The organism is Stutzerimonas sp. S1 (assembly GCF_025966695.1).
Taxonomy (GTDB): Bacteria; Pseudomonadota; Gammaproteobacteria; order Pseudomonadales; family Pseudomonadaceae; genus Stutzerimonas.
Genome location: NZ_JAOEIY010000005.1, coordinates 173,531 through 194,755, shown reverse-complemented (window position 1 = coordinate 194,755; position 21,225 = coordinate 173,531). Strand labels below are relative to the sequence as shown.

Sequence of the window (21,225 nt, the reverse complement as noted above, 5' to 3'; positions counted from 1 at the left end):
TGTCGTCACCACCCGGTAGAGCAGCACCGGCCATCTGGCCAGCAGCAGTCAGCGCACAAGGCCAGGTACATCAAAGGACACGCAGCGTGCGCTCTTGCCAGCGGCACGCCGCCCCCCAAGGGGAGGCAGACAGGATGCTCAACATGATTCTCGCCAACTGGCTATTAGCCGCAGCACCGCCTCCAGTGAATGCCAGCCTCGTGCTGCAGCCCGTAGACAACCAGCGCGTGGAACTGCGGTTGTGCTTTCAGGGCAGCGGCCAACGCGTACGTTATCGCCTGAAGGTGCAATCACGCGGCCGCGCGGGCACCGCGCAGAGTGGGCAGGGCGGCGCGCTGGTTGCCGGTACGACCCAGCAGTGCCCGCTGGTAAATCGCGTCGGCGTAACCGCGGATAGCCAGCTCAATGCGGAGCTGCACTGGTGGGTCGATGATGTCGAGCAACCGGTGCTGCAGCGGGTCTGGCCGGCTGGCGACGCCAAGGATCCGCCGGAGCCCCCGGCCACGCCTCCCGGCCCGAACGAAGTGGTCGCCTGAAGCGTCGCGGTCGGCTCAATCGGCAGGCGGCGGCACGTCCGTCAGATGCCTGACGAACCAAGCCCCCGCCAGCTTGGCGACTTCCTCGAGCGTGCCGACTTCCTCGAACAGATGCGTCGCCCGCGCGACCACGGCCAGCTGGTGCGGGCAACGCAAGCGCAGCGCTGCCTGCTCGTTGAGCTGCAGCACGACGTCATCCCGGGCACCGACAATGAACAGCGAGGGCGCGCGCACCTGCTCCAGCGAGGCTTCAGCCAGGTCGACGCGACCACCGCGCGACACTACCGCACTGACATCGGCGGGCCGCGACGCCGCGGTGATCAGCGCCGCTGCCGCACCAGTGCTGGCACCGAACAGGCCGATGCGCAGCTCGCGCAAATCGCCGTCGGCACGCAGCTGGTCCACCACGCCACTCAGACGCTGGCTGAGCAGCGGTATGTCGAAGCGCAGCTGGCGGGTGATCTCGTCGATCGGCTGCTCGTCCGCGGTGAGCAGATCGAACAGCAGGGTTCCCAGGCCCAAGCCATTGAAATAGCGCGCCACGCTCTGGTTGCGCGGACTGTGGCGGCTGCTGCCGCTACCATGCACGAACACTACCAGCCCGGTGGCGCTCCGCGGCACGCACAGGTCGCCATGCAGGCGCGCCTTGCCAAGGGTGAAGCGCATCGGCGTCGACTCGATCTGGTTCATACCGGCTGTCCTTTTCGTGTCCACGCTCGCTGCAGCAGCTCGACCACTTGCTGATCGGATGTCTGATCGAAATTCACATACCAGCGACCGATTGCGTAGAGGTCGTGGGGCATGTGCAGGCAGACGACGCGCTCGGCCATGCGCTCCAGCTGCGCGACGCTCTCCGGCGCCGCCACCGGCACGGCCACCGTGATGCTGCCGGCGCCCAGCTTGCGCACCGCCTGCACCGCGGCTCGCATCGTCGCTCCGGTGGCCAGGCCGTCATCCACCAGGATCACCGCGCGCCCCTCGACCACCGGCCGCGGGCGCTCGCCACGGTAGGCCTGCTCGCGGCGCTGCAGCTCGTGAGTCTCCTGGGCGATGGTGCCGTCGATCTCGGCCCTGGTTACATGGATGTAACGGACGATGTCCTCGTTCATGACCCGCACGCCACCGCTGGCGATGGCACCCATGGCCAGCTCGCGATTGCCCGGCGTGCCAAGCTTTCGCACCACCAGAATGTCCAGCTCAAGCCCCAAGCGTTGTGCCACTTCATAGCCCACCGGCACGCCGCCACGGGGCAGCGCCAGAACCAGCGCATCGTTCCAGGCACCCTCCTGCGCCAGCCGCTCGGCCAGCGCCCGACCAGCCTGGACCCGGTCGGGAAAGGGAATGGTGACGGACATGGCGGCCTCCTCGCGCTGACCATCGATCTTCTGAGTCTGGCCCAATAATTCGCCGGCGTAGGGCCTCCTGCGCCAAATCATCGCAGCCGTCGGTCAGCGCACCGCACCGCCATACAAGATGGTGTCGGTGAACTACGCTGGAGAAGCCACCCTTTTCTCCTTGAGGCACCGAAATGGACAAGCATCGTCAGAGCATCAGCGACAAACTCATTCAGCCCGAGCACCACGATCCCTACCTCAAGGCGTGGCATCAACGTAGCGACACACTCTGCCCGCAATGCGGCGCGGCGTACCAGGCCGGACGCTGGACCTGGCAAGGGCTGATCAATGCCGCCACCGCAGAAGAAGCGGTCTGCCCGGCCTGCCAGCGCATCGCCGAAGATGTTCCGGCCGGCACCATCAGTCTGCGCGGCGATTTCGTCAAACAGCACAGCGACGAGCTTTGCGGGCTGATCCGCAACACCGAGGAAATGGAAAAAAGCCAACACCCGCTCGAGCGCCTGATGGCCATCAGCGACGATGCCGATGGCTTGACCGTCACCACCACCGGCCTGCACCTGGCCCAACGCATCGGCCACGCGCTGGAGGCGGCCTACGACGGCGACCTGAAGATCCACTACAACAACGAGGAGTATTACGTCGACGTGCACTGGCAGCGCGACTGAGCCGCGCCGCTCCCGGGCGTGACAGCACTTGCCCCGCCCCTCTTCAGAATCCCTTCAACATGGCTGCGGTGGCATGCTGGTTGCCGCGGCCTGGCCGCTGGCAACCAGCAGTCGCAGGTACTCGTCATAGCGATAGGTCGGCCCGTCGATGCACGCATAGCTACTGCCGATGTAACAGTGCCCGCACAGGCCGACACCACAATGCATACGCCGCTCCAGCGACAGCCACACCCGGCTCGCCGCCAGGCCATGCTCGACACAGGCCTGCGCGGTGGCGAGCATCAGCGGTTCCGGACCGCAGCAGAGCACGCCAGACGGCACCTCGCCGCCGCCCAGCACCTGTTGCAATGCAGCAAGCGGACTTCCCGCAGGCTGGCCGTCATCGCCTTGGTCCAGCGTCTCGATCAACGGCAGTCGGGTGCGCCAGCGGGCCCGCTCGCGAGCGAGCACCTGATAGGCACGATTGCGCGCCGCATAGATCACCTGCAACCCGTCCGGCGCCGCATCGATGAGCCCAGCCAGGGGTGCCAGGCCGCAACCACCGGCGACTGCCAGCAGCCGCTCGCCCGCATTCGGCTGCGGCCAGCCGCGACCGAACGGTCCGCGATAGCCCAGCACTGCGCCGGGCGCGAGGTCGAACAGCGCCGCGGTGAGTGTGCCGGTCTGGCGGATCAGCGCGCTGAACTGGCCGGTGCGATCCGGCGGACTGACATAAGTGAAGGCCGCCTCACCAAGCCCGGGCAGACTCAGCATGAAGAACTGACCGGGCTGCGCCACCGGCTCGGCGGCGGTCACATTGTCGATGGCGAAGGTGAAGTGGCGGGCCGCCTCGCCATCGACATAGACCTCGAGCAACCGCAACGGTCGCGGTGTCAGGCTGATCATGGCCGCGCAATCCTCTTCATCACCTGGTGCACGCCGATGCCGCCAGGGCACACCGCATCGCAGCGCCCGCAGCCGACGCAACCGTCGCGGCCGAAGCGCTGGCGGAAGTCCTCGCCGAACTTGTGATACCAGAAGCGTTGCACGCGCTGGCCCGGCGTGGCGCTGGGGTTGTGACCGCTGGCCTCCTTCTGGAAGCCCTGGTACAGGCAGGAATCCCAGACACGCTCCTGCACCACGACGCCGTTGGGCTCTGTCTGCGCAAGCGGCGCGAAGCAAGAACAGGTCGGGCATACCGAAGTGCAGCCAGAGCAGCCCAGACAGCGCAGCCCCAGCGCCTCCCAGGTCTCGCCGGCCAAGGCGCCGGCATTCAGCACAGCACGGCCGGCGGCGATCTCGGCCTGCTCGCCCTGCGCCGCGGCGATCCGCAGCGCCGTCGCCGCCCGCCGGTGCTCCCAGCCCTGCGCTGCCGCCGGCAGCTGCAACCCGTGCAACGCCTGCTCGCCGCGGACCGAGGTAACCAGCAGCAGCCAGTTGCGCTCCAGCGGGCAGAGGATCAGGTCGGCAGTCGGCGGGCGCACGTCCGGCCCGCTGTCCATCGTCGCGCAGAAACCGTGCAGGCAACTCTGCTGACAATCGATCCCCACCAGCAGGGTAGCCGCGCGGCGCGCCTGGTAGTGGGGATCCTCGGCGAAGAAGCGATCCTGATAGGCCACCGCAGTGAGGTCGCAGGCCTGCAGGCCGAACAGCACCTGCGGACGAACCTCCGGCAGCAGCGGGATGAACTGCCCGCGCTCGTAGCGGAACAGTGCCTCGCGCTCGGCGAAGAAGAACGCCTTGGCGGAGAACGCAGGTGGTTCGCGCGGCGCCACGAACGGCGGCGCCTCGTCACGTCCCAGAGCCTGCCAGTGCAGTGCGCCCTGGGCGTCCGGTAGCGGCTGATAGAGCAGCCGCCCCTCGGCCAGATGCGCGCGAAGGTGCTCGGGACTGTCCAGTTCATACGCCTGCATGGCGGTGCTCCGAGGGGCGTTCGAGTTCGATCAGGGGCACCTGGCCGGGTGGCAAAGGCTCCAGCGCCACCGCGCAAGCCTTGAGTTCCGGCATGTGGCTGATGGGATCCTGCGCACTGTTGGTCAGGCGGTTACAGGGCGCCTCACGGAAGTGATAGGGCATGGCGACCGTACCTACCGGTACGTCGTCGGTCAGGTGCGCGCGCGTCTCCAGCGCGCCGCGCCGGGACGCCACACGCACACCCTGGGACTCGCGCAGCCCCAGTCGGGCGGCATCCTCCGGGTTGATGAACAGCAGGCCAGCCGGGATCTCCCGTTCCAGCAGCGGCGACTTGCGCGTCATCGCGCCGCCGCCGTAGTGGAAATGCAGGCGCTGGGTGGTGAAGCAGAACGGATACTCGGCATCCGGGCACTCGTCCGGCTCGACCTGCGACACCGGCAACAGCTGCGCACGCCCCCGCGGGAAGCTGTGCGCATGCAGGATCGCCGAGCCCTCGGGATGCTCGGCGTTACACGGCCACTGCAGCCCGCCGCATTGCGCCAGGCGCGCGTGGCTGATGGCGCTGAACGGCGGCGACAACGCTGCCATTTCGGCGAACACCGCCTCGGCATCCGCCCAGCGCATGCCGGCGTAGCCCATTCGCTCGGCCAGCGCGGCGAGGATATGCCAGTCAGCCTTGGCCTGCCCCGGCGGCTCGACCGCCTTGCGCAACAGCTGCATGCGCCGCTCGCAGTTGCTGAAGGTGCCGTCCTTCTCGGCGAAAGAAGCCGCCGGCAGCACCACGTCGGCGTAGCGCGCGGTTTCCGACAGGGTCAGCTCGACCACCACGAGAAAGTCCAGCGCCTGCAGTGCGCGGGCCAGCTTGTGCTGATCGGGATCGGTGACGACCAACTCTTCGCCGAGCACCATCAGTGCACGGAACTCGCCGCGCAGCGCCGCCTCGCTCATGCCCAGCGAGGTCAGCCCCGGCGCCGGCGGCTGTGCCACGCCCCAGGCACGGGCGAATTTCTCGCGCACCGCAGCATCGGCAACCTTTTGATAGCCGGGATAGACATCCGGTAGGCAGCCCATGTCGCAGGCACCCTGCACATTGTTCTGCCCCCGTAGCGGATTGATGCCGGTGCCCGGCCGACCGATCTGGCCACAGACCAGCGCCAAGTTGGCCACCGCAATGACGTTGTGGGTACCGCTCTGGAACTGGGTGATGCCCATGCCGTAGGCAATGAAGGCGCGCTGCGCCTGACTGTAGGCGCGCGCCAACTCGATCAGCGCCAGCACCGGTACCTCGGTCTGCGCGCTGGTGATCTCCGGTGTCAGGTCGCGCACATGCGCGCGCAGGGCCTGTTCGTTGTCGCAGCGGCAGGCGAGGAAGTCGCGGTCCTCCCAGCCGTTGGCGAAGATGATGTGCAGCAACCCGTTGAGCAACGCGATGTTGCTGCCCACGCGCAGCTGCACGTGCTGATCGGCGAGGCGCGCCAGCCGGGTGCGCCGCGGGTCGACGACGATCAGCCGAGCGCCACGCGCCTGGGCCCGCAACATGCGCGCGCCGATCATCGCGTGGTTCTCGCTGACGTCGGCGCCGATCACCAGGATCAAGTCAGCCTCGTCGATATCGGCGATGGAATTGGTCATCGCCCCCGATCCCAAGCTACGGCTGAGGCCGGCTACCGACGGGCTGTGGCAGATGCGCGCGCAATGATCGATATTCGGCGTGCCGAGCACCGCGCGGGCGAACTTCTGGGCGGCGTAGTTATCCTCATTGGTCGCGTGGGCGCAGCTGATCACGCCGACACCCTGCGGTCCGGAAGCCTCCAGCGCAGCACGGAACTCGCTGGCCACCAGCGCCAGCGCCTCGTCCCAGCCAGCCTCACGGAAGCGCCCGTGCTCCTTGATCAGCGGCGTGCGCAGCCGATTGCCGACGTCGATGGCGAAACCGCTGGCCCAGCCCTTGGCGCAGAGCTGCCCGGAGCTGACTGGATGCCCAGGCTGCGGCTCGACGCCGACCACCCGCCCGTCCTCGACGCGCAGGCCGATGCCGCAGCCAACGCCGCAGAAGGTGCAGATACTCGCGATGGTCTGCATGGCAATGCCTCAGAAATCGTCAACGCACAGCATAGGCTACCCAACCGCACGGTGAACGCGTCGATCGCCTCATCCAAGCCCGCCACAACGACAAATTCCACGCTTTGCCTGACACCGAAGCCAGGGCGGGGATGCCGCGATGTGCCCGTCGCCCAAGCACTATGCGCCAAAGCGTATCCACGTATGCCGGACTGCGACTAGCAGCGAGCGTCGGCGTAGCGGCAGGTCCGTCATTGCAACGCGTCGTGCGGCGTGGATCAGGCCTGGCGCTGTGCCAGACCCTTGAGGAAATTGCGCAGTAGCTGGTCGCCGCAGACGCGGTAATTGCTATGGCCGGGCTTGCGGAACAGCGCATTCAGCTCGGACTTGGACAATGGGAAATCCACCGTCCGCAGGATTGCCAGCAGATCGTCGTCGCGCAACTCGAAGGCCACGCGCAGCTTCTTCAAGATCAGGTTGTTGCTTACCGGGAGTTCCAGTGGCGGTGTCGGGCGGCTGTCGTCCTTGCCGCGCTTGAGGTACACCAGACCATCGAGAAAGGCCGCCATCGCCTCGTCTGGGCACTCCCGATAGCCAGTTTCCTCTTCGCGCATCAGCCAGGCGCGCATCTCGCCTTCACCCAGCGCGCAACCGCCGAGCGCAGCGATCTCGGCCATCTGCGCGTCGCTGGTGTTGAGGATGTAGCGCAGGCTGCGCAGGACGTCGTTGTTGAGCATGCAAGGTTTCCGCGGCAATGATTCGCTGCAGTGTGCACCGTCGCGTCCGCGCCGGCGAGCGCCGCGGCGCAGATGGTGAGAGGTCGAATCAGATTGGTTCTTCGGCAGCCTTGCCCGCCGGGTTCGCCCGCGTCGGCATGGCAAGGATTTCCGGCACCACGTCGCGAGCGAACACGTGATGCAGTCGCCTCAGCTCCGCCAGCGGAGCACGGTGATGATCGACGCGGATATCCCAGAGCGGATACTCCTCCTGGTCCACCACGTAGACGGTCGCCGACGACTCGCCGCAGCGATCGCCGCCGCTCACATCGCCCGCGGCCAGGGCCTCGATCAGCCGCTCCACCAGCGGTCGCGCGCAGGCATGCCGATAGGCTTGTGCCACTGCTTCCAGCACCGCCGCCCCGGCCAGTCGATTGCCTTGCACGCAGAACTGCTCGCCGGCAATCGAGCCGGCCCAGGGCGGGCATTTCGACCCAGTCCAGCAGGCCACATTGCCCCGCCCGTCGACCACTGCGCACTGGCGCAGCTCCATGCACGGGTCGGTTTCCTTGAGCCGCTCGATCACCTCTGTGGCACCGCAACCCTCGCGCAGGAACCGCAGGCCGTCGATGCCCAGGTACGGATTGATCTGCGCCTGCGTCGCCAACGCGCCAACGCGCGCCGCCGCGTGGGTGAGCAACTTGCCCACCGCCGGCATTGCCGTGGCCGCCGCCACCCCGAATTGGCCCGTGCGCGGGCAACGGGCGATGATCGAAAAGGTCATTGAGGGAGTTTCCGAGAGGCATTGGAAGTTGGAATGCCACGCGAGGTGCTTCGTTCCACGCCCCCAGAAAACGACAAAGGCGCCCGCAGGCGCCTTTGTCTTACCACAAGGAGATTTACACCTTGCTGCGCTCGTAGCGCTTGCGGTCGTTCTCGTTGAGGTACTTCTTGCGCAGACGGATCGACTTCGGCGTCACTTCCACCAACTCGTCGTCGGCGATGAATTCCAGCGCCTGCTCGAGGGTGAACTTGATCGGCGGCACCAGGGCGATGACTTCGTCCTTGCCGGAAGCGCGCATGTTGTCGAGCTTCTTGCCCTTGGTGGGGTTGAGCACCAGGTCGTTGTCACGGCTGTTGATGCCGCACAGCTGGCCTTCGTAGATCTCGTCGCCCGGCGCCAGGAACAGCTTGCCGCGCGCCTGCAGGGTTTCCAGCGAGTAGGTCAGCGCGGTACCGGTGGCCATCGACACCAGCACGCCGTTCTGGCGGTTGGTCACTTCACCGGCCTTGATCGGACCATAGTGGCTGAAGGTCGAGGTCAGGATGCCGGTACCCGAAGTCAGGGTCAGGAAGTTGTTGCGGAAGCCGATCAGGCCGCGCGCCGGGATGGTGTATTCCAGGCGCACGCGGCCCTTGCCGTCGGGGATCATGTTGGTCAGATCGCCCTTGCGCAGGCCCATCTGCTCCATCACCGGCCCCTGATGCTGTTCCTCGATGTCGATGGTGACGTTCTCGTACGGTTCCTGCTTCTCGCCGGCTTCGTTCTCGATGATCACCACTTCCGGACGGCCCACGGCCAGCTCGAAGCCTTCACGACGCATGGTTTCGATCAGCACCGACAGGTGCAGCTCGCCACGGCCGGAGACCTTGAATTTCTCCGGGCTGTCGCCCGGCTCGACGCGCAGGGCGACGTTGTGCAGCAGCTCCTTCTCCAGACGATCCTTGATGTTGCGGCTGGTGACGAACTTGCCTTCCTTGCCGGCGAACGGCGAGTCGTTGACCTGGAAGGTCATGCTCACGGTCGGCTGGTCGACGGTCAGCGGCGGCAGCGCCTCGACGGCGCTCTGGTCGCACAGGGTGTCGGAGATGTACAGCTCTTCCATGCCGGAAACGCAGACGATGTCGCCGGCAGTGGCTTCCGGCACTTCGACGCGCTGCAGGCCGGAGTGACCCATGATCTTCAGGATGCGGCCGTTACGCTTCTTGCCGTCGGCGCCAATGGCGGTGACCGGGCTGTTGGCCTTGATGGTGCCGCGGGCGATGCGGCCGATGCCGATCACGCCGAGGAAGCTGTTGTAGTCCAGCTGCGAGATCTGCATCTGGAACGGGCCGTCGACATCGACCTTGGGCGCCGGGACGTGGTCGATGATGGCCTGGAACAGCGGGTCCATGTTGTCTTCCAGATTCTCGTGGTCCAGACCGGCGATGCCGTTCAGGGCGCTAGCGTAGACGATCGGGAAGTCGAGCTGTTCGTCGGTGGCGCCGAGGTTGTCGAACAGGTCGAAGATCTGGTCGACAACCCAGTCCGGACGCGCGCCCGGACGGTCGATCTTGTTGACCACCACGATCGGACGCAGGCCGGCCTTGAACGCCTTCTGGGTCACGAAGCGGGTCTGCGGCATCGGGCCGTCCTGGGCGTCGACCACCAGCAGCACGGAGTCGACCATGCTCATCACGCGCTCGACTTCACCGCCGAAATCGGCGTGGCCGGGGGTATCGACGATGTTGATGTTGTAGCCGTTCCACTTCAGCGCGGTGTTCTTGGCCAGGATGGTGATGCCGCGTTCCTTTTCCTGGTCGTTGGAGTCCATCACGCGCTCGTTTTCCGCTTCCTTGCGGTCCAGGGTGCCGGACAGGCGCAGCAGCTTGTCGACGAGGGTGGTTTTGCCGTGGTCGACGTGGGCGATGATGGCGATGTTGCGTAGATTCTCGATCACTGATTCGTTTCTCTGTAGAGAGCTTCGAGCTGAGGCTGGAAGCTTGAAGTAGTCCGGACGAAGGCTGGCTGTCCGAGGTTGTAACGGCACTGCATTGCGATCAGTGCAGGTCGGGAGGGCGGTGGCGGATACTGCCGCCCAGCAGTCCCGGCTGCTTCACCGAGGCGTCAGGCCGGACGATAGACGCGAACATTCACATGCCCCTCGCTCAGCAGATGGTGAGCATGCAGGCGGCTCATGACACCTTTGTCGCAATACAGCAGGTACTGGCGGTTTTCATCCAGTTCCTTGAAACGGTTGTTCAGCGCATAGAACGGCAGCGTCTGTACTTCGATGCCCGCCAGTTCGAGCGGTTCGTCCTCGGCGGCATCGGGGTGACGAATGTCGAGGATGACCTGGCCGGCCGTCGCCTCGCTGACTTCCTCGACCTTGATGTCCTCGCCCAGCTCGTCGATCACCCGGTCGATCGGCACCTGGCGCGCATTGGCCAGGGCGCGTTCGAGAATGGCCATGTCGAACTGCTTCTCTTCGTGCTCGACGCGATAACGCTTGGCCTTGGTGGTCGGGTTCTTCGAGATCACGCCGCAGTACTCGGGCATGTTCTTGGCGAACTCGGCGGTGCCGATCTCGAACGCGGTGTCGATGATGTCCTGCTTGTGGCTGGCGATCAGCGGGCGCAGCACCAGCATGTCGGTGGCCGAGTCGATCACCGAGAGGTTGGGCAGGGTCTGGCTGGAGACCTGCGAGATCGCCTCGCCGGTGACCAGCGCGTCGATGTGCAGGCGCTCGGCGATCTGCGTCGAGGCGCGCAGCATCATGCGCTTCAACACCACGCCCATCTGGCTGTTGTCGACCTTCTGCAGGATTTCGCCGACCACTTCCTCGAACGGTACGCTGATGAACAGCACACGGTGCGAGCTTCCGTACTTCTTCCACAGGTAATGGGCGACTTCCATCACCCCCAGCTCATGGGCGCGACCGCCGAGATTGAAGAAGCAGAAATGCGTCATCAGCCCGCGACGCATCATCTGATAGGCGGCGACGGTGGAGTCGAACCCACCGGACATCAACACTAATGTCTGCTCCAGCGCGCCCAGCGGGTAGCCGCCGATGCCGTCATGCTGCTCGTGCACGACGAACAGGCGCTGATCGCGGATTTCCATGCGCACTTCAACTTCCGGCGCCTTCAACGAGATACCGGCGGCGCCGCACTGCTGGCGCAGCTGGCTGCCGACATGGCGCTCGACGTCCATGGAGGTGAACGGATGCTTGCCGGCACGCTTGCAGCGTACGGCGAAAATCTTGCCCGGCAGGCGCTCGGCGTAGTGCGCTTTGCACTTGGCGACGATGTCGTCGAGATCGCCCAGCGGGTACTCATGCACTTCCAGGCAGTGGGCAATGCCAGGGGTGCAGCGCAGGCGCTCGATCATCTCGCGCAGCAGCTTCGGCTCGCTGACGGTCGTTTCCACCTCGATGTTGTCCCACACGCCCTCGACCCGCAGCTCGGGGTCGAACTCGCGCAGCACGGTGCGGATGTTCTTCGCCAACTGGCGAATGAAGCCCTTGCGCACCGGCGGGCTCTTGATGGTGATTTCGGGGAAAACCTTGACGATCAGCTTCATGGGAAACAGCGCGTGCGCCGATACGGCAGAAAAGAGGGGCGCGGAGTATAGCGGAAACTGCTTAACTTTTAGTCGATTTTCTGCCTCGCAACGATTTCGCACCAAAACGATGCAGGAACCTCGTGATACGCACCATTGGGGCGCACCAAAACAGACCGCCGCGCGCTTTGATCGATACAGAAACTCGCTGCCGCGCCATCTGGCGTTCGCGGACCCAACAAGGAGCACTGGCATGCAATTTGCTCTCTTGTGAGGCAGGTCGCCTTGGCGGAACATCGCCGCCCGGCTTCACCCTTGATTCGGAAGCGAACAGTCAGCTTCCACCACTTGGAGAACACCATGTCGAAGTCGCTTCAACTGATCAAAGATTACGATGTGAAGTGGATTGATCTGCGCTTCACCGACCCAAAGGGTCGCCAACACCACATCAGCATGCCGGCTCGCGACGCCGATGACGACTTCTTCGAAGTCGGCAAGATGTTCGACGGCTCCTCCATCGACGGCTGGAAGGGCATCGAAGCCTCCGACATGATCCTGCTGCCGGACGACAGCAGCGCCGTGCTGGATCCGTTCACCGAAGAGCCGACCCTGATCCTGGTTTGCGACGTAATCGAGCCGTCCACCATGCAAGGCTACGAGCGCGACCCACGTGCCATCGCCAAACGCGCCGAGGAATACCTGAAGTCGACCGGGATCGGCGACACCGTGTTCGTCGGTCCGGAGCCGGAGTTCTTCATCTTCGACTCCGTGAAGTTCAAGTCGGACATGTCCGGGGCGATGTTCAAGATCTTCTCCGAACAGGCATCCTGGAACAGCGACGCCGACGTACCGGGCGGCCAGGGCAACAACGGCCACCGCATCGCCGTCAAAGGCGGCTACCTGCCGACCCCGCCGAGCGATCCGGATCACGAAATCCGTACCGCCATGTGCAACGCCCTGGAAGAAATGGGCCAGGTCGTCGAGGTGCACCACCACGAAGTGGCTGCCGGCCAGAACGAGATCGGCGTGAAGTTCAACACCCTGGTCGCCAAGGCCGACGAGGTGCAGACCCTCAAGTACGTCGTGCATAACGTCGCCGAAGCGTACGGCAAGACCGCAACCTTCATGCCGAAGCCGCTGTATGGCGACAACGGCTCGGGCATGCACGTGCACATGTCGATCGCCAAAGACGGCAAGAACACTTTCGCTGGCGAAGGCTATGCCGGCCTGTCCGATACCGCCCTGTACTTCATCGGCGGCATCATCAAGCACGGCAAGGCGCTGAACGCCCTGACCAACCCGTCGACCAACTCCTACAAGCGTCTGGTCCCGGGGTTCGAAGCTCCGGTCATGCTGGCCTACTCGGCCCGCAACCGTTCCGCGTCGATCCGCATCCCGTATGTGGCCAGCGCTCGCGGCCGCCGCATCGAGGCACGCTTCCCGGATCCGGCTGCCAACCCGTACCTGGCCTTCGCCGCCCTGCTGATGGCTGGTCTGGATGGTATCCAGAACAAGATCCACCCTGGCGATGCCGCGGACAAGAACCTCTATGACCTGCCGCCGGAAGAGTCCAAGTTGATCCCGCAGGTGTGCGGCAGCCTGAAGGAAGCGCTGGAGGCCCTCGAAGCCGACCACGACTTCCTGCTCAAGGGTGGCGTGTTCACCAAGGACTTCCTGGAAGCTTTCACCGAACTGAAAGCCGCCGAGGAAATCAAGGTGCGCACCTTCGTGCATCCGCTGGAATACGACCTGTACTACAGCGTCTAAAACAGCTGTACACCGGTGCCAAAGAGGCCGCCTTCGGGCGGCCTCTTTCATTTCTACTCAAGCGCTTCCCGCCTCGCCGCCGGGCCTGCGCAGCTTGTGGCGGCTCGCAAATCCAGGCGATCAGGCTTGCCTGCCGCCGCCGGCGGTGCAACGCTCTCGCAATCCCTCACGCGGAGCTTCCCATGCGCCACGCACTGTTCGGCCTGCTGCTGATTATCAGCGCCCCGGCCATCGCCGAGATTTACAAGTACACCGACGCCCAGGGCAACACGGTCTTCACCAACCAGCCACCGGAAGGCATCAGCGTCGACCGCGTCGAACTGCCTCCGGCGAATACCGTCAACATCCAGACCCCGCCGGCACCGCCGCCACTACCCGAGCGTGAGCAAGCTGGGCAAGCGCCCTATCAGAGCTTGACGATCACCGGCATTCCTGACGAAGCGGCGCTGCGTGCCAACAACGGCACCTTCGTCGTCAGCGCCGAGCTGGATCCGCCGCTGCAGCGCGGCCACCTGCTGCGCTTCGTTCTCGACGGCATCCCCCAGGCGGCCGCCGGCAGTGCCACCTCGTTGCAACTGAACAACGTCGAACGCGGGGAGCATCGCCTGCAGATTGAGGTACTCAGCAACGGCCGGGTGATCCAGCGCAGCGAGCCTGAGCGCTTTACCGTGCAGCGTGTGCATACCTCCAGCCCGGCCCTGCGCCAGCGAGCCGCACCATGACGGCAGCATGCCGCTGGCTGGTCATGCTGCTGATGGCGCTGGCGCTGCCAGCTGGCGCCGAGATCTACAGCTACATCGACGCCGACGGCAACCGGGTGTTCACCGACCGTCCGGCGGGGCAAGCTGCCGAGCGGATCGAGCTCAGACCAGCCAATGGCATGCCAGCTCCACCAACGCCCACGACGATACCTGCCGCCGCCAAGGCCGAAGCCCCAGCGGCCCACTACCGACTGCAGATCCTCGCCCCAGCTGCGGACGAGACGATTCGCAACAACGCCGGCGATCTCACCGTAGTAGGCAACAGCTCGCCGCTGTTGCTACCCGGCCATGCCTATCAGCTGCTGCTGGACGGCGAACCGCTCGGTGAGGCTGGGCCGGACCGTCAGTTCGTACTGCGCAACATCGATCGCGGCACGCACCAACTGCATCTGCTGGTCGTCGATGCCCGCGGCAGCGAGCTGGCCCGCAGCCCCACGCAGACTTTCCATCTGATACGCACCTCTTTGGCCCAGCGCCGCATGGTCAAGCCATGTCAGAAAGCCGATTACGGCGTGCGCCCGGAATGCCCACTGAAAGACAAACCCGCAGAAAAGCGCGACATCCCCTTCGTGCCCTTCCTATGATCAATTAAGCGCACCCATTTGGTGCGCTAATTTGATAACAATTCCGCCACTCACCATTTTGGTTCACGCAGCCACGCCGTGAAACGCTGCCAGCACGCCGATCCGCGCCCGAATGGCGCGTTTGGTTTGCTTCTTGCATTTCCTGGCCTACCTAACGGATGCAGACCAGCCATGATCACCGAAGCCCTGCAACGCCTCCTGATCGAGAACCTCACCACCGCGACGCTGCTGCTCAACGCGCGGTTGCGCCTGGAATACATGAACCCGGCCGCCGAGATGCTGCTGGCGGTGAGCGGCCAGCGCAGCCACGGACAGTTCATCAGCGAGCTTTTTACCGAGTCCCCGGAAGCCCTGGCGGCCTTGCGGCAAGCGGTGGCCGAAGCGCATCCCTTCACCAAGCGGGAGGCCACGTTGACTTCGGCGACCGGACAGACGCTGACCGTCGACTACGCAGTGACGCCAATCCTCAACAATCAGGAGACCATGCTGCTGCTGGAGGTATTGCCACGCGACCGGCTGCTGCGCATCACCAAGGAAGAAGCGCAGCTGTCCAAGCAGGAGACCACCAAGATGCTGGTGCGCGGCCTGGCCCACGAGATCAAGAATCCGCTGGGCGGCATCCGTGGCGCCGCGCAGCTGCTGGCCCGCGAACTGCCCGAAGAGCATCTGAAGGATTACACCGAGGTGATCATCGAGGAGGCCGACCGCCTGCGTAATCTGGTCGACCGCATGCTCGGTTCCAACAAGCTTCCGCTGCTGGAGATGACCAACGTCCACGAGGTACTGGAGCACGTTGCCAGCCTGATCGAGGCCGAGTGCCAGGGCAGCATCATTTTGGTGCGCGATTATGACCCGAGCATCCCCGAGATCCTCATGGACCGTGAGCAGATGATCCAGGCGGTGCTCAATATCATGCGCAACGCCATGCAGGCGATGGCGGGCCAGACTGAGCTGGGCCTGGGCCGCCTGACCCTGCGTACCCGCACCGTACGCCAGTTCACCATCGGCCACATCCGTCACCGGCTGGTCGCGCGGATCGAGATCATCGACAACGGTCCGGGCATTCCGGCCGAGCTGCAGAACACGCTTTTCTACCCCATGGTCAGCGGGCGTCCGGACGGAACCGGACTGGGCCTGGCCATCACCCAGAACATCATCAGTCAGCACCAGGGTCTGATCGAGTGCGAGAGCCATCCCGGGCACACCGCCTTCTCGATCTTCCTGCCGCTGGAACAAGGAGCCCCATCAGCATGAGCCGAAGCGAAACCGTCTGGATCGTCGACGACGACCGCTCCATCCGCTGGGTCCTGGAAAAAGCGCTGCAGCAGGAAGGCATCGCCACGCAGAGCTTCGACACTGCCGACAGCGTGCTCAGCCGCCTGGCCCGGCAGCAGCCGGACGTGATCATCTCCGACATCCGCATGCCCGGCGTCAGTGGCCTCGATCTGCTGGCGCAGATCCGCGAGCAGCACCCGCGCCTGCCGGTAATCATCATGACCGCCCATTCCGACCTGGACAGCGCGGTGGCCTCTTACCAGGGTGGCGCGTTCGAATACCTGCCCAAGCCGTTCGACGTCGACGAGGCGGTTTCGCTGGTCAAGCGCGCCAACCAGCACGCCCAGGAGCAGCAGAGTCTGCAGGCTCCGGTCAATCAGCATCACACGCCGGAAATCATCGGCGAGGCGCCGGCGATGCAGGAGGTGTTCCGCGCCATCGGCCGCCTCAGCCACTCCAACATCACGGTGCTGATCAACGGCGAATCGGGCACCGGCAAGGAGCTGGTCGCCCACGCACTGCATCGTCACAGCCCTCGCGCCGCCTCGCCGTTCATCGCACTGAATATGGCCGCGATCCCAAAGGACCTGATGGAGTCCGAGCTGTTCGGCCATGAGAAAGGCGCCTTCACCGGCGCGGCCAACCAGCGCCGCGGGCGTTTCGAGCAGGCCGACGGCGGCACCCTGTTCCTCGACGAGATCGGCGACATGCCGGCCGACACCCAGACCCGCCTGCTGCGCGTGCTGGCCGACGGCGAGTTCTACCGGGTCGGCGGGCACACCCCGGTCAAGGTGGACGTGCGCATCATCGCCGCCACTCACCAGGATCTCGAAGCGCTGGTGCACGCCGGCAAGTTCCGCGAGGACCTGTTCCACCGCCTGAACGTAATCCGCATCCACATTCCACGGCTGGCCGACCGCCGCGAGGACATTCCGGCGCTGGCGCGGCACTTCCTCGCCTCGGCCGCCCAGGAACTGGCCGTCGAAACCAAGATTCTCAAGAATGAAACCGAGGAATACCTGCAGCACCTGCCCTGGCCCGGCAACGTGCGCCAGCTGGAGAACACCTGTCGCTGGATCACCGTGATGGCCTCCGGCCGAGAAGTGCACATCGACGACCTGCCGCCCGAGCTGCTCTGCCAGCAGGCCGAAGCGCAGCCGGCGCACAACTGGGAACAGGCGTTGCGCAACTGGGCCGACCAGGCCCTGGCTCGCGGCCAGTCGAATCTCCTCGAAGAGGCCGTACCGACGTTCGAGCGGATCATGATCGAGACCGCCCTCAAGCACACCGCCGGCCGACGGCGCGATGCGGCCCTGCTGCTCGGCTGGGGACGCAACACCCTGACGCGCAAGATCAAGGAGCTAGGCATGCGTGTCGACGCTCACGACGACGACGAAGGAGACGACAGCTAAGCGGCACCGGTCCGCCACGCCGCCTGGCGCAGGAGCAAGCATCGCGGCTAGCGCACGCTCAGCCGCACGGCGAGACGCCAGGCTCCGTCGCGCTCCTCGCCGCTCCACTCGCCGCGCAACGGCCGGGTCGCCACGAAATGCACCAGCAGGCCCTGCTCGCTGCGCTGCACGCGCCAGGCGACCCTCCCATCGGCCGTAGCCAACTGTCCGGCCGCCGCCTCGCCCTTTGCCTGCAGCAGCAACGCAAAGGCGCCGTCCAGGTGCTCCTCGTATAGCTCCGGCTGGCGATCGAACCATAGGTCCAGGCCTTGCGCCTGCGGCTCGACCCGCAGCAGCCGGACCGGCTCAGGCGTGACAAGGCGGCCGATCATCATTCCCACCAGCAGGCCGATCAGCACCAGTGAGGCGAAAAAGCGCCGGCGCAGGCGCGGCCGGGGATCATCCGGCACAGTAGAATGTCGCTCGTTTTCCGCCTCGGTACCGCCCATGTTCCATGTGATCCTTTTCCAGCCGGAGATTCCACCCAATACCGGCAACATTATCAGGCTCTGCGCCAACACCGGCTGCCATCTGCACCTGATCGAACCGCTGGGCTACGAGCTGGACGACAAGCGCCTGCGCCGCGCCGGCCTGGATTATCACGAGTACGCCACGCTCGAACGCCACGCCGACCTCGACAGCTGCCTGCAGCGCATCGGCATCGCGCCGCTCGGTTCGGCTGCCGATCCACAGGGGCCGCGGCTGTTCGCCTTCACCACCAAGGGCTCGCAACCATTTCATGAAGTGCGCTACCGGCCCGGCGACGCCTTTCTCTTCGGCCCGGAAAGTCGCGGCCTGCCCGCCGAGATTCGCGATGCGCTACCTGCCGAGCAGCGCCTGCGCCTGCCGATGCGGCCCGACAGTCGTAGCCTGAACCTGTCCAATACCGTGGCGGTGGCCGTTTACGAAGCCTGGCGCCAACTCGGCTTCGCGATGGATTGACCAGCCTGCGACAGCGCTGCTCGTAAGCCGATGGTCGAGCGGCGTTGAAAAGCCGCAAGGGGTACCCCATATCAACCGCATTCGGGCATTCATAGCCCCGCTGCGTGGAGATTTCCCCCTTGACCACCATCGTTTCAGTGCGCCGCAATGGCAAAGTCGTCATGGGCGGCGACGGCCAGGTTTCCCTCGGCAATACCGTCATGAAAGGCAATGCCAAGAAGGTTCGCCGGCTCTATCACGGCCAGGTTCTGGCCGGCTTCGCCGGCGCCACCGCCGACGCCTTCACCCTCTTCGAACGCTTCGAAGGGCAGCTGGAGAAACACCAGGGGCATCTGGTGCGCGCCGCCGTCGAGCTGGCCAAGGACTGGCGCACCGACCGCTCGCTGAGCCGCCTGGAAGCCATGCTTGCGGTGGCCAACAAGGACGCCTCGCTGATCATCACCGGCAACGGCGACGTGGTGCAGCCGGAAGACGACCTGATCGCCATGGGCTCCGGCGGCGGCTTTGCCCAGGCCGCGGCCAAGGCGCTGCTGCTCAAGGCCGGCGACGACATGTCGGCCCAGGAAATCGCCGAGACGGCGCTGAACATCGCCGGCAGCATCTGCGTGTTCACCAACCAGAACCTGACCATCGAAGAGCTGGACTCGGCTGTCTGAGCCGTCCCGCCGGAGTAATCGCATGTCCATGACGCCCCGCGAGATCGTCCACGAACTCAACCGCCACATCATCGGCCAGGACGACGCCAAGCGCGCCGTGGCCATCGCCCTGCGCAACCGCTGGCGGCGCATGCAGCTGCCGGCCGAGCTGCGCCAGGAAGTCACGCCGAAGAACATCCTGATGATCGGCCCCACCGGCGTCGGCAAGACCGAGATCGCCCGTCGCCTGGCCAAGCTGGCCAATGCGCCGTTCCTCAAGGTCGAGGCGACCAAGTTCACCGAGGTCGGCTATGTCGGCCGTGACGTCGAGTCGATCATCCGCGACCTGGCCGACGCCGCGTTGAAGATGCTGCGCGAGCAGGAGGTGCACAAGATGCGCCACCGCGCCGAGGACGCCGCCGAGGAACGCATCCTCGACGCCCTGCTACCGCCGGCACGCCCGGTGGGCTTCTCCGAGGAGCCGGTGCAGAGCGGTGATTCCAACACCCGCCAGCTGTTCCGCAAGCGCCTGCGCGAAGGCCAGCTGGACGACAAGGAAATCGACATCGAGGTCGCCGAAAGCCCGGCCGGGGTGGAGATCATGGCCCCGCCCGGCATGGAGGAGATGACCAGCCAGCTGCAGAACCTCTTCGCCAACATGGGCAAGGGCAAGAAGAAGAGCCGCAAGCTGAAGATCAAGGAGGCTTTCAAGTTGATCCGCGACGAGGAAGCCGCGCGCCTGGTCAACGAAGAAGACCTCAAGGCTCGCGCCCTGGAAGCGGTGGAGCAGAACGGCATCGTCTTCATCGACGAGATCGACAAGGTCGCCAAGCGCGGCAATACCGGCGGCGCCGACGTTTCCCGCGAGGGCGTGCAGCGTGATCTGCTGCCACTGATCGAAGGCAGCACGGTCAACACCAAGCTGGGCATGGTCAAGACCGACCATATCCTGTTCATCGCCTCCGGCGCCTTCCACCTGTCCAAGCCCAGCGATCTGGTGCCGGAGCTGCAGGGCCGTCTGCCGATTCGCGTCGAGCTCAAGGCACTGTCGCCGGAAGACTTCGAGCGCATCCTCACCGAGCCGCACGCGGCGCTCACCGAGCAGTACCGCGAGCTGCTGAAGACCGAGGGGCTGCACGTCGAATTCCTCGAGGACGGCATCAAGCGCATCGCCGAGATCGCCTGGCAGGTCAACGAAAAGACCGAGAACATCGGTGCGCGTCGCCTGCACACGCTGCTCGAGCGCCTGCTGGAAGAGGTTTCCTTCAGCGCCGCGGATCTCGCGGTCAAGCAGCACGGCGAGCCGATTCGCATCGATGCGGCCTACGTCAACGAACACCTTGGCGAGCTGGCGCAGGACGAAGACCTGTCGCGCTACATCCTCTAACCGTCGCGGCCGAGGCGATTGCCTCGGCCGTTTTTTCCGGAGCGTTGCATGCGCATTCCCACCGCAATCAAGCTGCACAAGGCCTCGAAAACGCTGGAGCTGGAGTACGGCAGCGACGAGCGCTATGTGCTCAGCGCCGAGTTCCTGCGCGTGCATTCACCCTCGGCGGAAGTGCAAGGCCACGGCAACCCGGTACTGCAGACTGGCAAGCTGAATGTCGGACTGGAGCAGATCGAGCCGGCTGGCCAGTACGCGCTGAAGCTGACCTTCAGCGACGGCCACGACAGCGGCCTGTTCACCTGGGACTATCTGGAGCGCCTGGCGCTGAATCAGCAGGCGCTGTGGGATGACTACCTGCAAGCCCTGGCCGCCGCCGGCAAATCCCGCGATCCGGATGAATCGGTCGTCAAGCTGATGCTCTGAAAGGAAACCCGTAGGGTGGATCACGCTTCACCGATCCACCGGGTGGCGCGGCGGTGGATGTAAAAACGACATCCACCCTACGTCCCCGGAACCTTATCGACACGCCCGTTAGGCTGGCCGCCAGCTCAGGCCAGCGCCTTATCCAACGCCCGTTCGATCTGGCCCTGAATGCTGCCGCCCATGGCCGAGAGCAGCAGGCCGAGGTTGAGCAGCACCTTGACGCTGTCCTCGCGCACCTCGATACGGCCGTCCGCGCCGCTGCGTTTGACCGCCAGCACATCGCCCTGCCACTGACAGCTCACGCCGAACTCGCGGGCCAGGCGCGCCGCCAGCTCGTCGGCCTTTTCGCGGGCCACCGCGCGGCCGAGATTGTGGGAACGTTCAACGATGATCTGGGCCATGACGACTCCTGACGGCGCCCGAAAAAGGCGCGCACTATAGCAAACCGCCGAT

At 65.3% G+C, this 21,225-nt stretch carries 22 protein-coding genes; 11 read left to right on the top strand and 11 right to left on the bottom strand.

The annotated features are described in order from the left end of the window. Positions 1 to 134 precede the first annotated feature (134 nt). The gene (locus tag N8H22_RS12325) at positions 135 to 536 is read left to right on the top strand and encodes a hypothetical protein (protein WP_264590806.1); all 402 of its coding nucleotides are present in this window, start codon (positions 135 to 137) and stop codon (positions 534 to 536) included. A gap of 15 nt (positions 537 to 551) precedes the next feature. On the opposite strand, the gene N8H22_RS12320 is transcribed toward N8H22_RS12325, so the two are convergent. Both N8H22_RS12320 and N8H22_RS12315 read right to left on the bottom strand, forming a co-directional pair. Continuing rightward, positions 552 to 1,226 carry a dienelactone hydrolase family protein gene (locus N8H22_RS12320; protein WP_264590805.1) on the bottom strand — a complete coding sequence of 225 codons (675 nt, stop codon included), beginning with the start codon at positions 1,224 to 1,226 and terminating at the stop codon, positions 552 to 554. Next, positions 1,223 to 1,891, bottom strand: a complete 669-nt coding sequence (locus N8H22_RS12315) for a phosphoribosyltransferase (RefSeq protein ID WP_264590804.1) — start codon at positions 1,889 to 1,891, stop codon at positions 1,223 to 1,225. The genes N8H22_RS12320 and N8H22_RS12315 overlap by 4 nt, the downstream gene beginning before the upstream one ends. A 173-nt stretch (positions 1,892 to 2,064) precedes the next feature. On the opposite strand from N8H22_RS12315, the gene N8H22_RS12310 reads away from it, so the two are divergent. Continuing rightward, entirely contained in the window at positions 2,065 to 2,556 is a 492-nt protein-coding gene (locus tag N8H22_RS12310) for a BCAM0308 family protein (protein ID WP_264590803.1), read from the top strand. 54 nt (positions 2,557 to 2,610) lie between these two features. On the opposite strand, the gene N8H22_RS12305 is transcribed toward N8H22_RS12310, so the two are convergent. From N8H22_RS12305 to thiI, 7 genes are all read right to left on the bottom strand, one after another. Next, positions 2,611 to 3,441 (bottom strand): FAD/NAD(P)-binding protein, encoded by an 831-nt coding sequence (locus N8H22_RS12305; protein WP_264590802.1) that lies wholly within the window; start codon positions 3,439 to 3,441, stop codon positions 2,611 to 2,613. After that, on the bottom strand, positions 3,438 to 4,448 hold the full coding sequence (locus tag N8H22_RS12300; RefSeq protein ID WP_264590801.1) for a 4Fe-4S dicluster domain-containing protein: 1,011 nt from the start codon (positions 4,446 to 4,448) through the stop codon (positions 3,438 to 3,440). The genes N8H22_RS12305 and N8H22_RS12300 overlap by 4 nt, the downstream gene beginning before the upstream one ends. Further along, a complete protein-coding gene (gene fdhF / locus N8H22_RS12295; RefSeq protein ID WP_264590800.1) occupies positions 4,435 to 6,531 on the bottom strand; it encodes a formate dehydrogenase subunit alpha in 2,097 nt (698 codons plus the stop codon). The genes N8H22_RS12300 and fdhF overlap by 14 nt, the downstream gene beginning before the upstream one ends. Positions 6,532 to 6,788: 257 nt before the next feature. Continuing rightward, entirely contained in the window at positions 6,789 to 7,247 is a 459-nt protein-coding gene (locus tag N8H22_RS12290; protein ID WP_264590799.1) for a DUF1456 family protein, read from the bottom strand. A gap of 88 nt (positions 7,248 to 7,335) precedes the next feature. Then, positions 7,336 to 8,010, bottom strand: coding sequence for a DUF1028 domain-containing protein (locus N8H22_RS12285; RefSeq protein ID WP_264590798.1), 675 nt, complete (start codon positions 8,008 to 8,010; stop codon positions 7,336 to 7,338). 115 nt (positions 8,011 to 8,125) lie between these two features. After that, positions 8,126 to 9,946: a translational GTPase TypA gene (typA, locus tag N8H22_RS12280; protein WP_264590797.1), complete on the bottom strand. Its 1,821-nt coding sequence runs from the start codon at positions 9,944 to 9,946 to the stop codon at positions 8,126 to 8,128. A gap of 167 nt (positions 9,947 to 10,113) precedes the next feature. After that, positions 10,114 to 11,568, bottom strand: a complete 1,455-nt coding sequence (gene thiI, locus N8H22_RS12275; protein WP_264590796.1) for a tRNA uracil 4-sulfurtransferase ThiI — start codon at positions 11,566 to 11,568, stop codon at positions 10,114 to 10,116. Between the two features lie 339 nt (positions 11,569 to 11,907). Here thiI and glnA point away from each other — a divergent pair, with 339 nt between their 5' ends. The 5 genes from glnA (at position 11,908) to ntrC (ending at position 17,346) form a co-directional block, all read left to right on the top strand. After that, on the top strand, positions 11,908 to 13,314 hold the full coding sequence (gene glnA, locus N8H22_RS12270) for a type I glutamate--ammonia ligase (protein WP_264590795.1): 1,407 nt from the start codon (positions 11,908 to 11,910) through the stop codon (positions 13,312 to 13,314). A 182-nt stretch (positions 13,315 to 13,496) separates the two neighbouring features. Beyond that, entirely contained in the window at positions 13,497 to 14,036 is a 540-nt protein-coding gene (locus tag N8H22_RS12265) for a DUF4124 domain-containing protein (RefSeq protein ID WP_264590794.1), read from the top strand. After that, complete coding sequence (locus tag N8H22_RS12260; protein WP_264590793.1) at positions 14,033 to 14,659, top strand: DUF4124 domain-containing protein; 627 nt, start codon at positions 14,033 to 14,035, stop codon at positions 14,657 to 14,659. Before N8H22_RS12265 ends, N8H22_RS12260 begins: the two co-directional genes overlap by 4 nt. Positions 14,660 to 14,830: 171 nt before the next feature. Next, positions 14,831 to 15,913 carry a nitrogen regulation protein NR(II) gene (glnL, locus tag N8H22_RS12255; protein ID WP_264590792.1) on the top strand — a complete coding sequence of 361 codons (1,083 nt, stop codon included), beginning with the start codon at positions 14,831 to 14,833 and terminating at the stop codon, positions 15,911 to 15,913. Then, positions 15,910 to 17,346, top strand: a complete 1,437-nt coding sequence (ntrC, locus tag N8H22_RS12250) for a nitrogen regulation protein NR(I) (protein ID WP_264590791.1) — start codon at positions 15,910 to 15,912, stop codon at positions 17,344 to 17,346. The genes glnL and ntrC overlap by 4 nt, the downstream gene beginning before the upstream one ends. Before the next feature lie 47 nt (positions 17,347 to 17,393). Here ntrC and N8H22_RS12245 read toward each other — a convergent pair whose 3' ends face one another. Further along, positions 17,394 to 17,834: a hypothetical protein gene (locus N8H22_RS12245; RefSeq protein ID WP_264590790.1), complete on the bottom strand. Its 441-nt coding sequence runs from the start codon at positions 17,832 to 17,834 to the stop codon at positions 17,394 to 17,396. Between N8H22_RS12245 and N8H22_RS12240 the strand changes: the two genes are divergently transcribed. The 4 genes from N8H22_RS12240 (at position 17,833) to N8H22_RS12225 (ending at position 20,772) form a co-directional block, all read left to right on the top strand. Then, on the top strand, positions 17,833 to 18,327 hold the full coding sequence (locus tag N8H22_RS12240; protein ID WP_264590789.1) for a tRNA (cytidine(34)-2'-O)-methyltransferase: 495 nt from the start codon (positions 17,833 to 17,835) through the stop codon (positions 18,325 to 18,327). The genes N8H22_RS12245 and N8H22_RS12240 overlap by 2 nt on opposite strands. Positions 18,328 to 18,446: 119 nt before the next feature. Next, on the top strand, positions 18,447 to 18,983 hold the full coding sequence (gene hslV / locus N8H22_RS12235) for an ATP-dependent protease subunit HslV (protein WP_003280963.1): 537 nt from the start codon (positions 18,447 to 18,449) through the stop codon (positions 18,981 to 18,983). 22 nt (positions 18,984 to 19,005) lie between these two features. Beyond that, on the top strand, positions 19,006 to 20,349 hold the full coding sequence (gene hslU / locus N8H22_RS12230) for an ATP-dependent protease ATPase subunit HslU (protein ID WP_264590788.1): 1,344 nt from the start codon (positions 19,006 to 19,008) through the stop codon (positions 20,347 to 20,349). Between the two features lie 48 nt (positions 20,350 to 20,397). Continuing rightward, positions 20,398 to 20,772 (top strand): DUF971 domain-containing protein, encoded by a 375-nt coding sequence (locus N8H22_RS12225; protein ID WP_264590787.1) that lies wholly within the window; start codon positions 20,398 to 20,400, stop codon positions 20,770 to 20,772. A gap of 125 nt (positions 20,773 to 20,897) precedes the next feature. Here N8H22_RS12225 and N8H22_RS12220 read toward each other — a convergent pair whose 3' ends face one another. Next, a complete protein-coding gene (locus N8H22_RS12220; protein ID WP_264590786.1) occupies positions 20,898 to 21,173 on the bottom strand; it encodes a polyhydroxyalkanoic acid system family protein in 276 nt (91 codons plus the stop codon). Between the last annotated feature and the right edge of the window lie 52 nt (positions 21,174 to 21,225).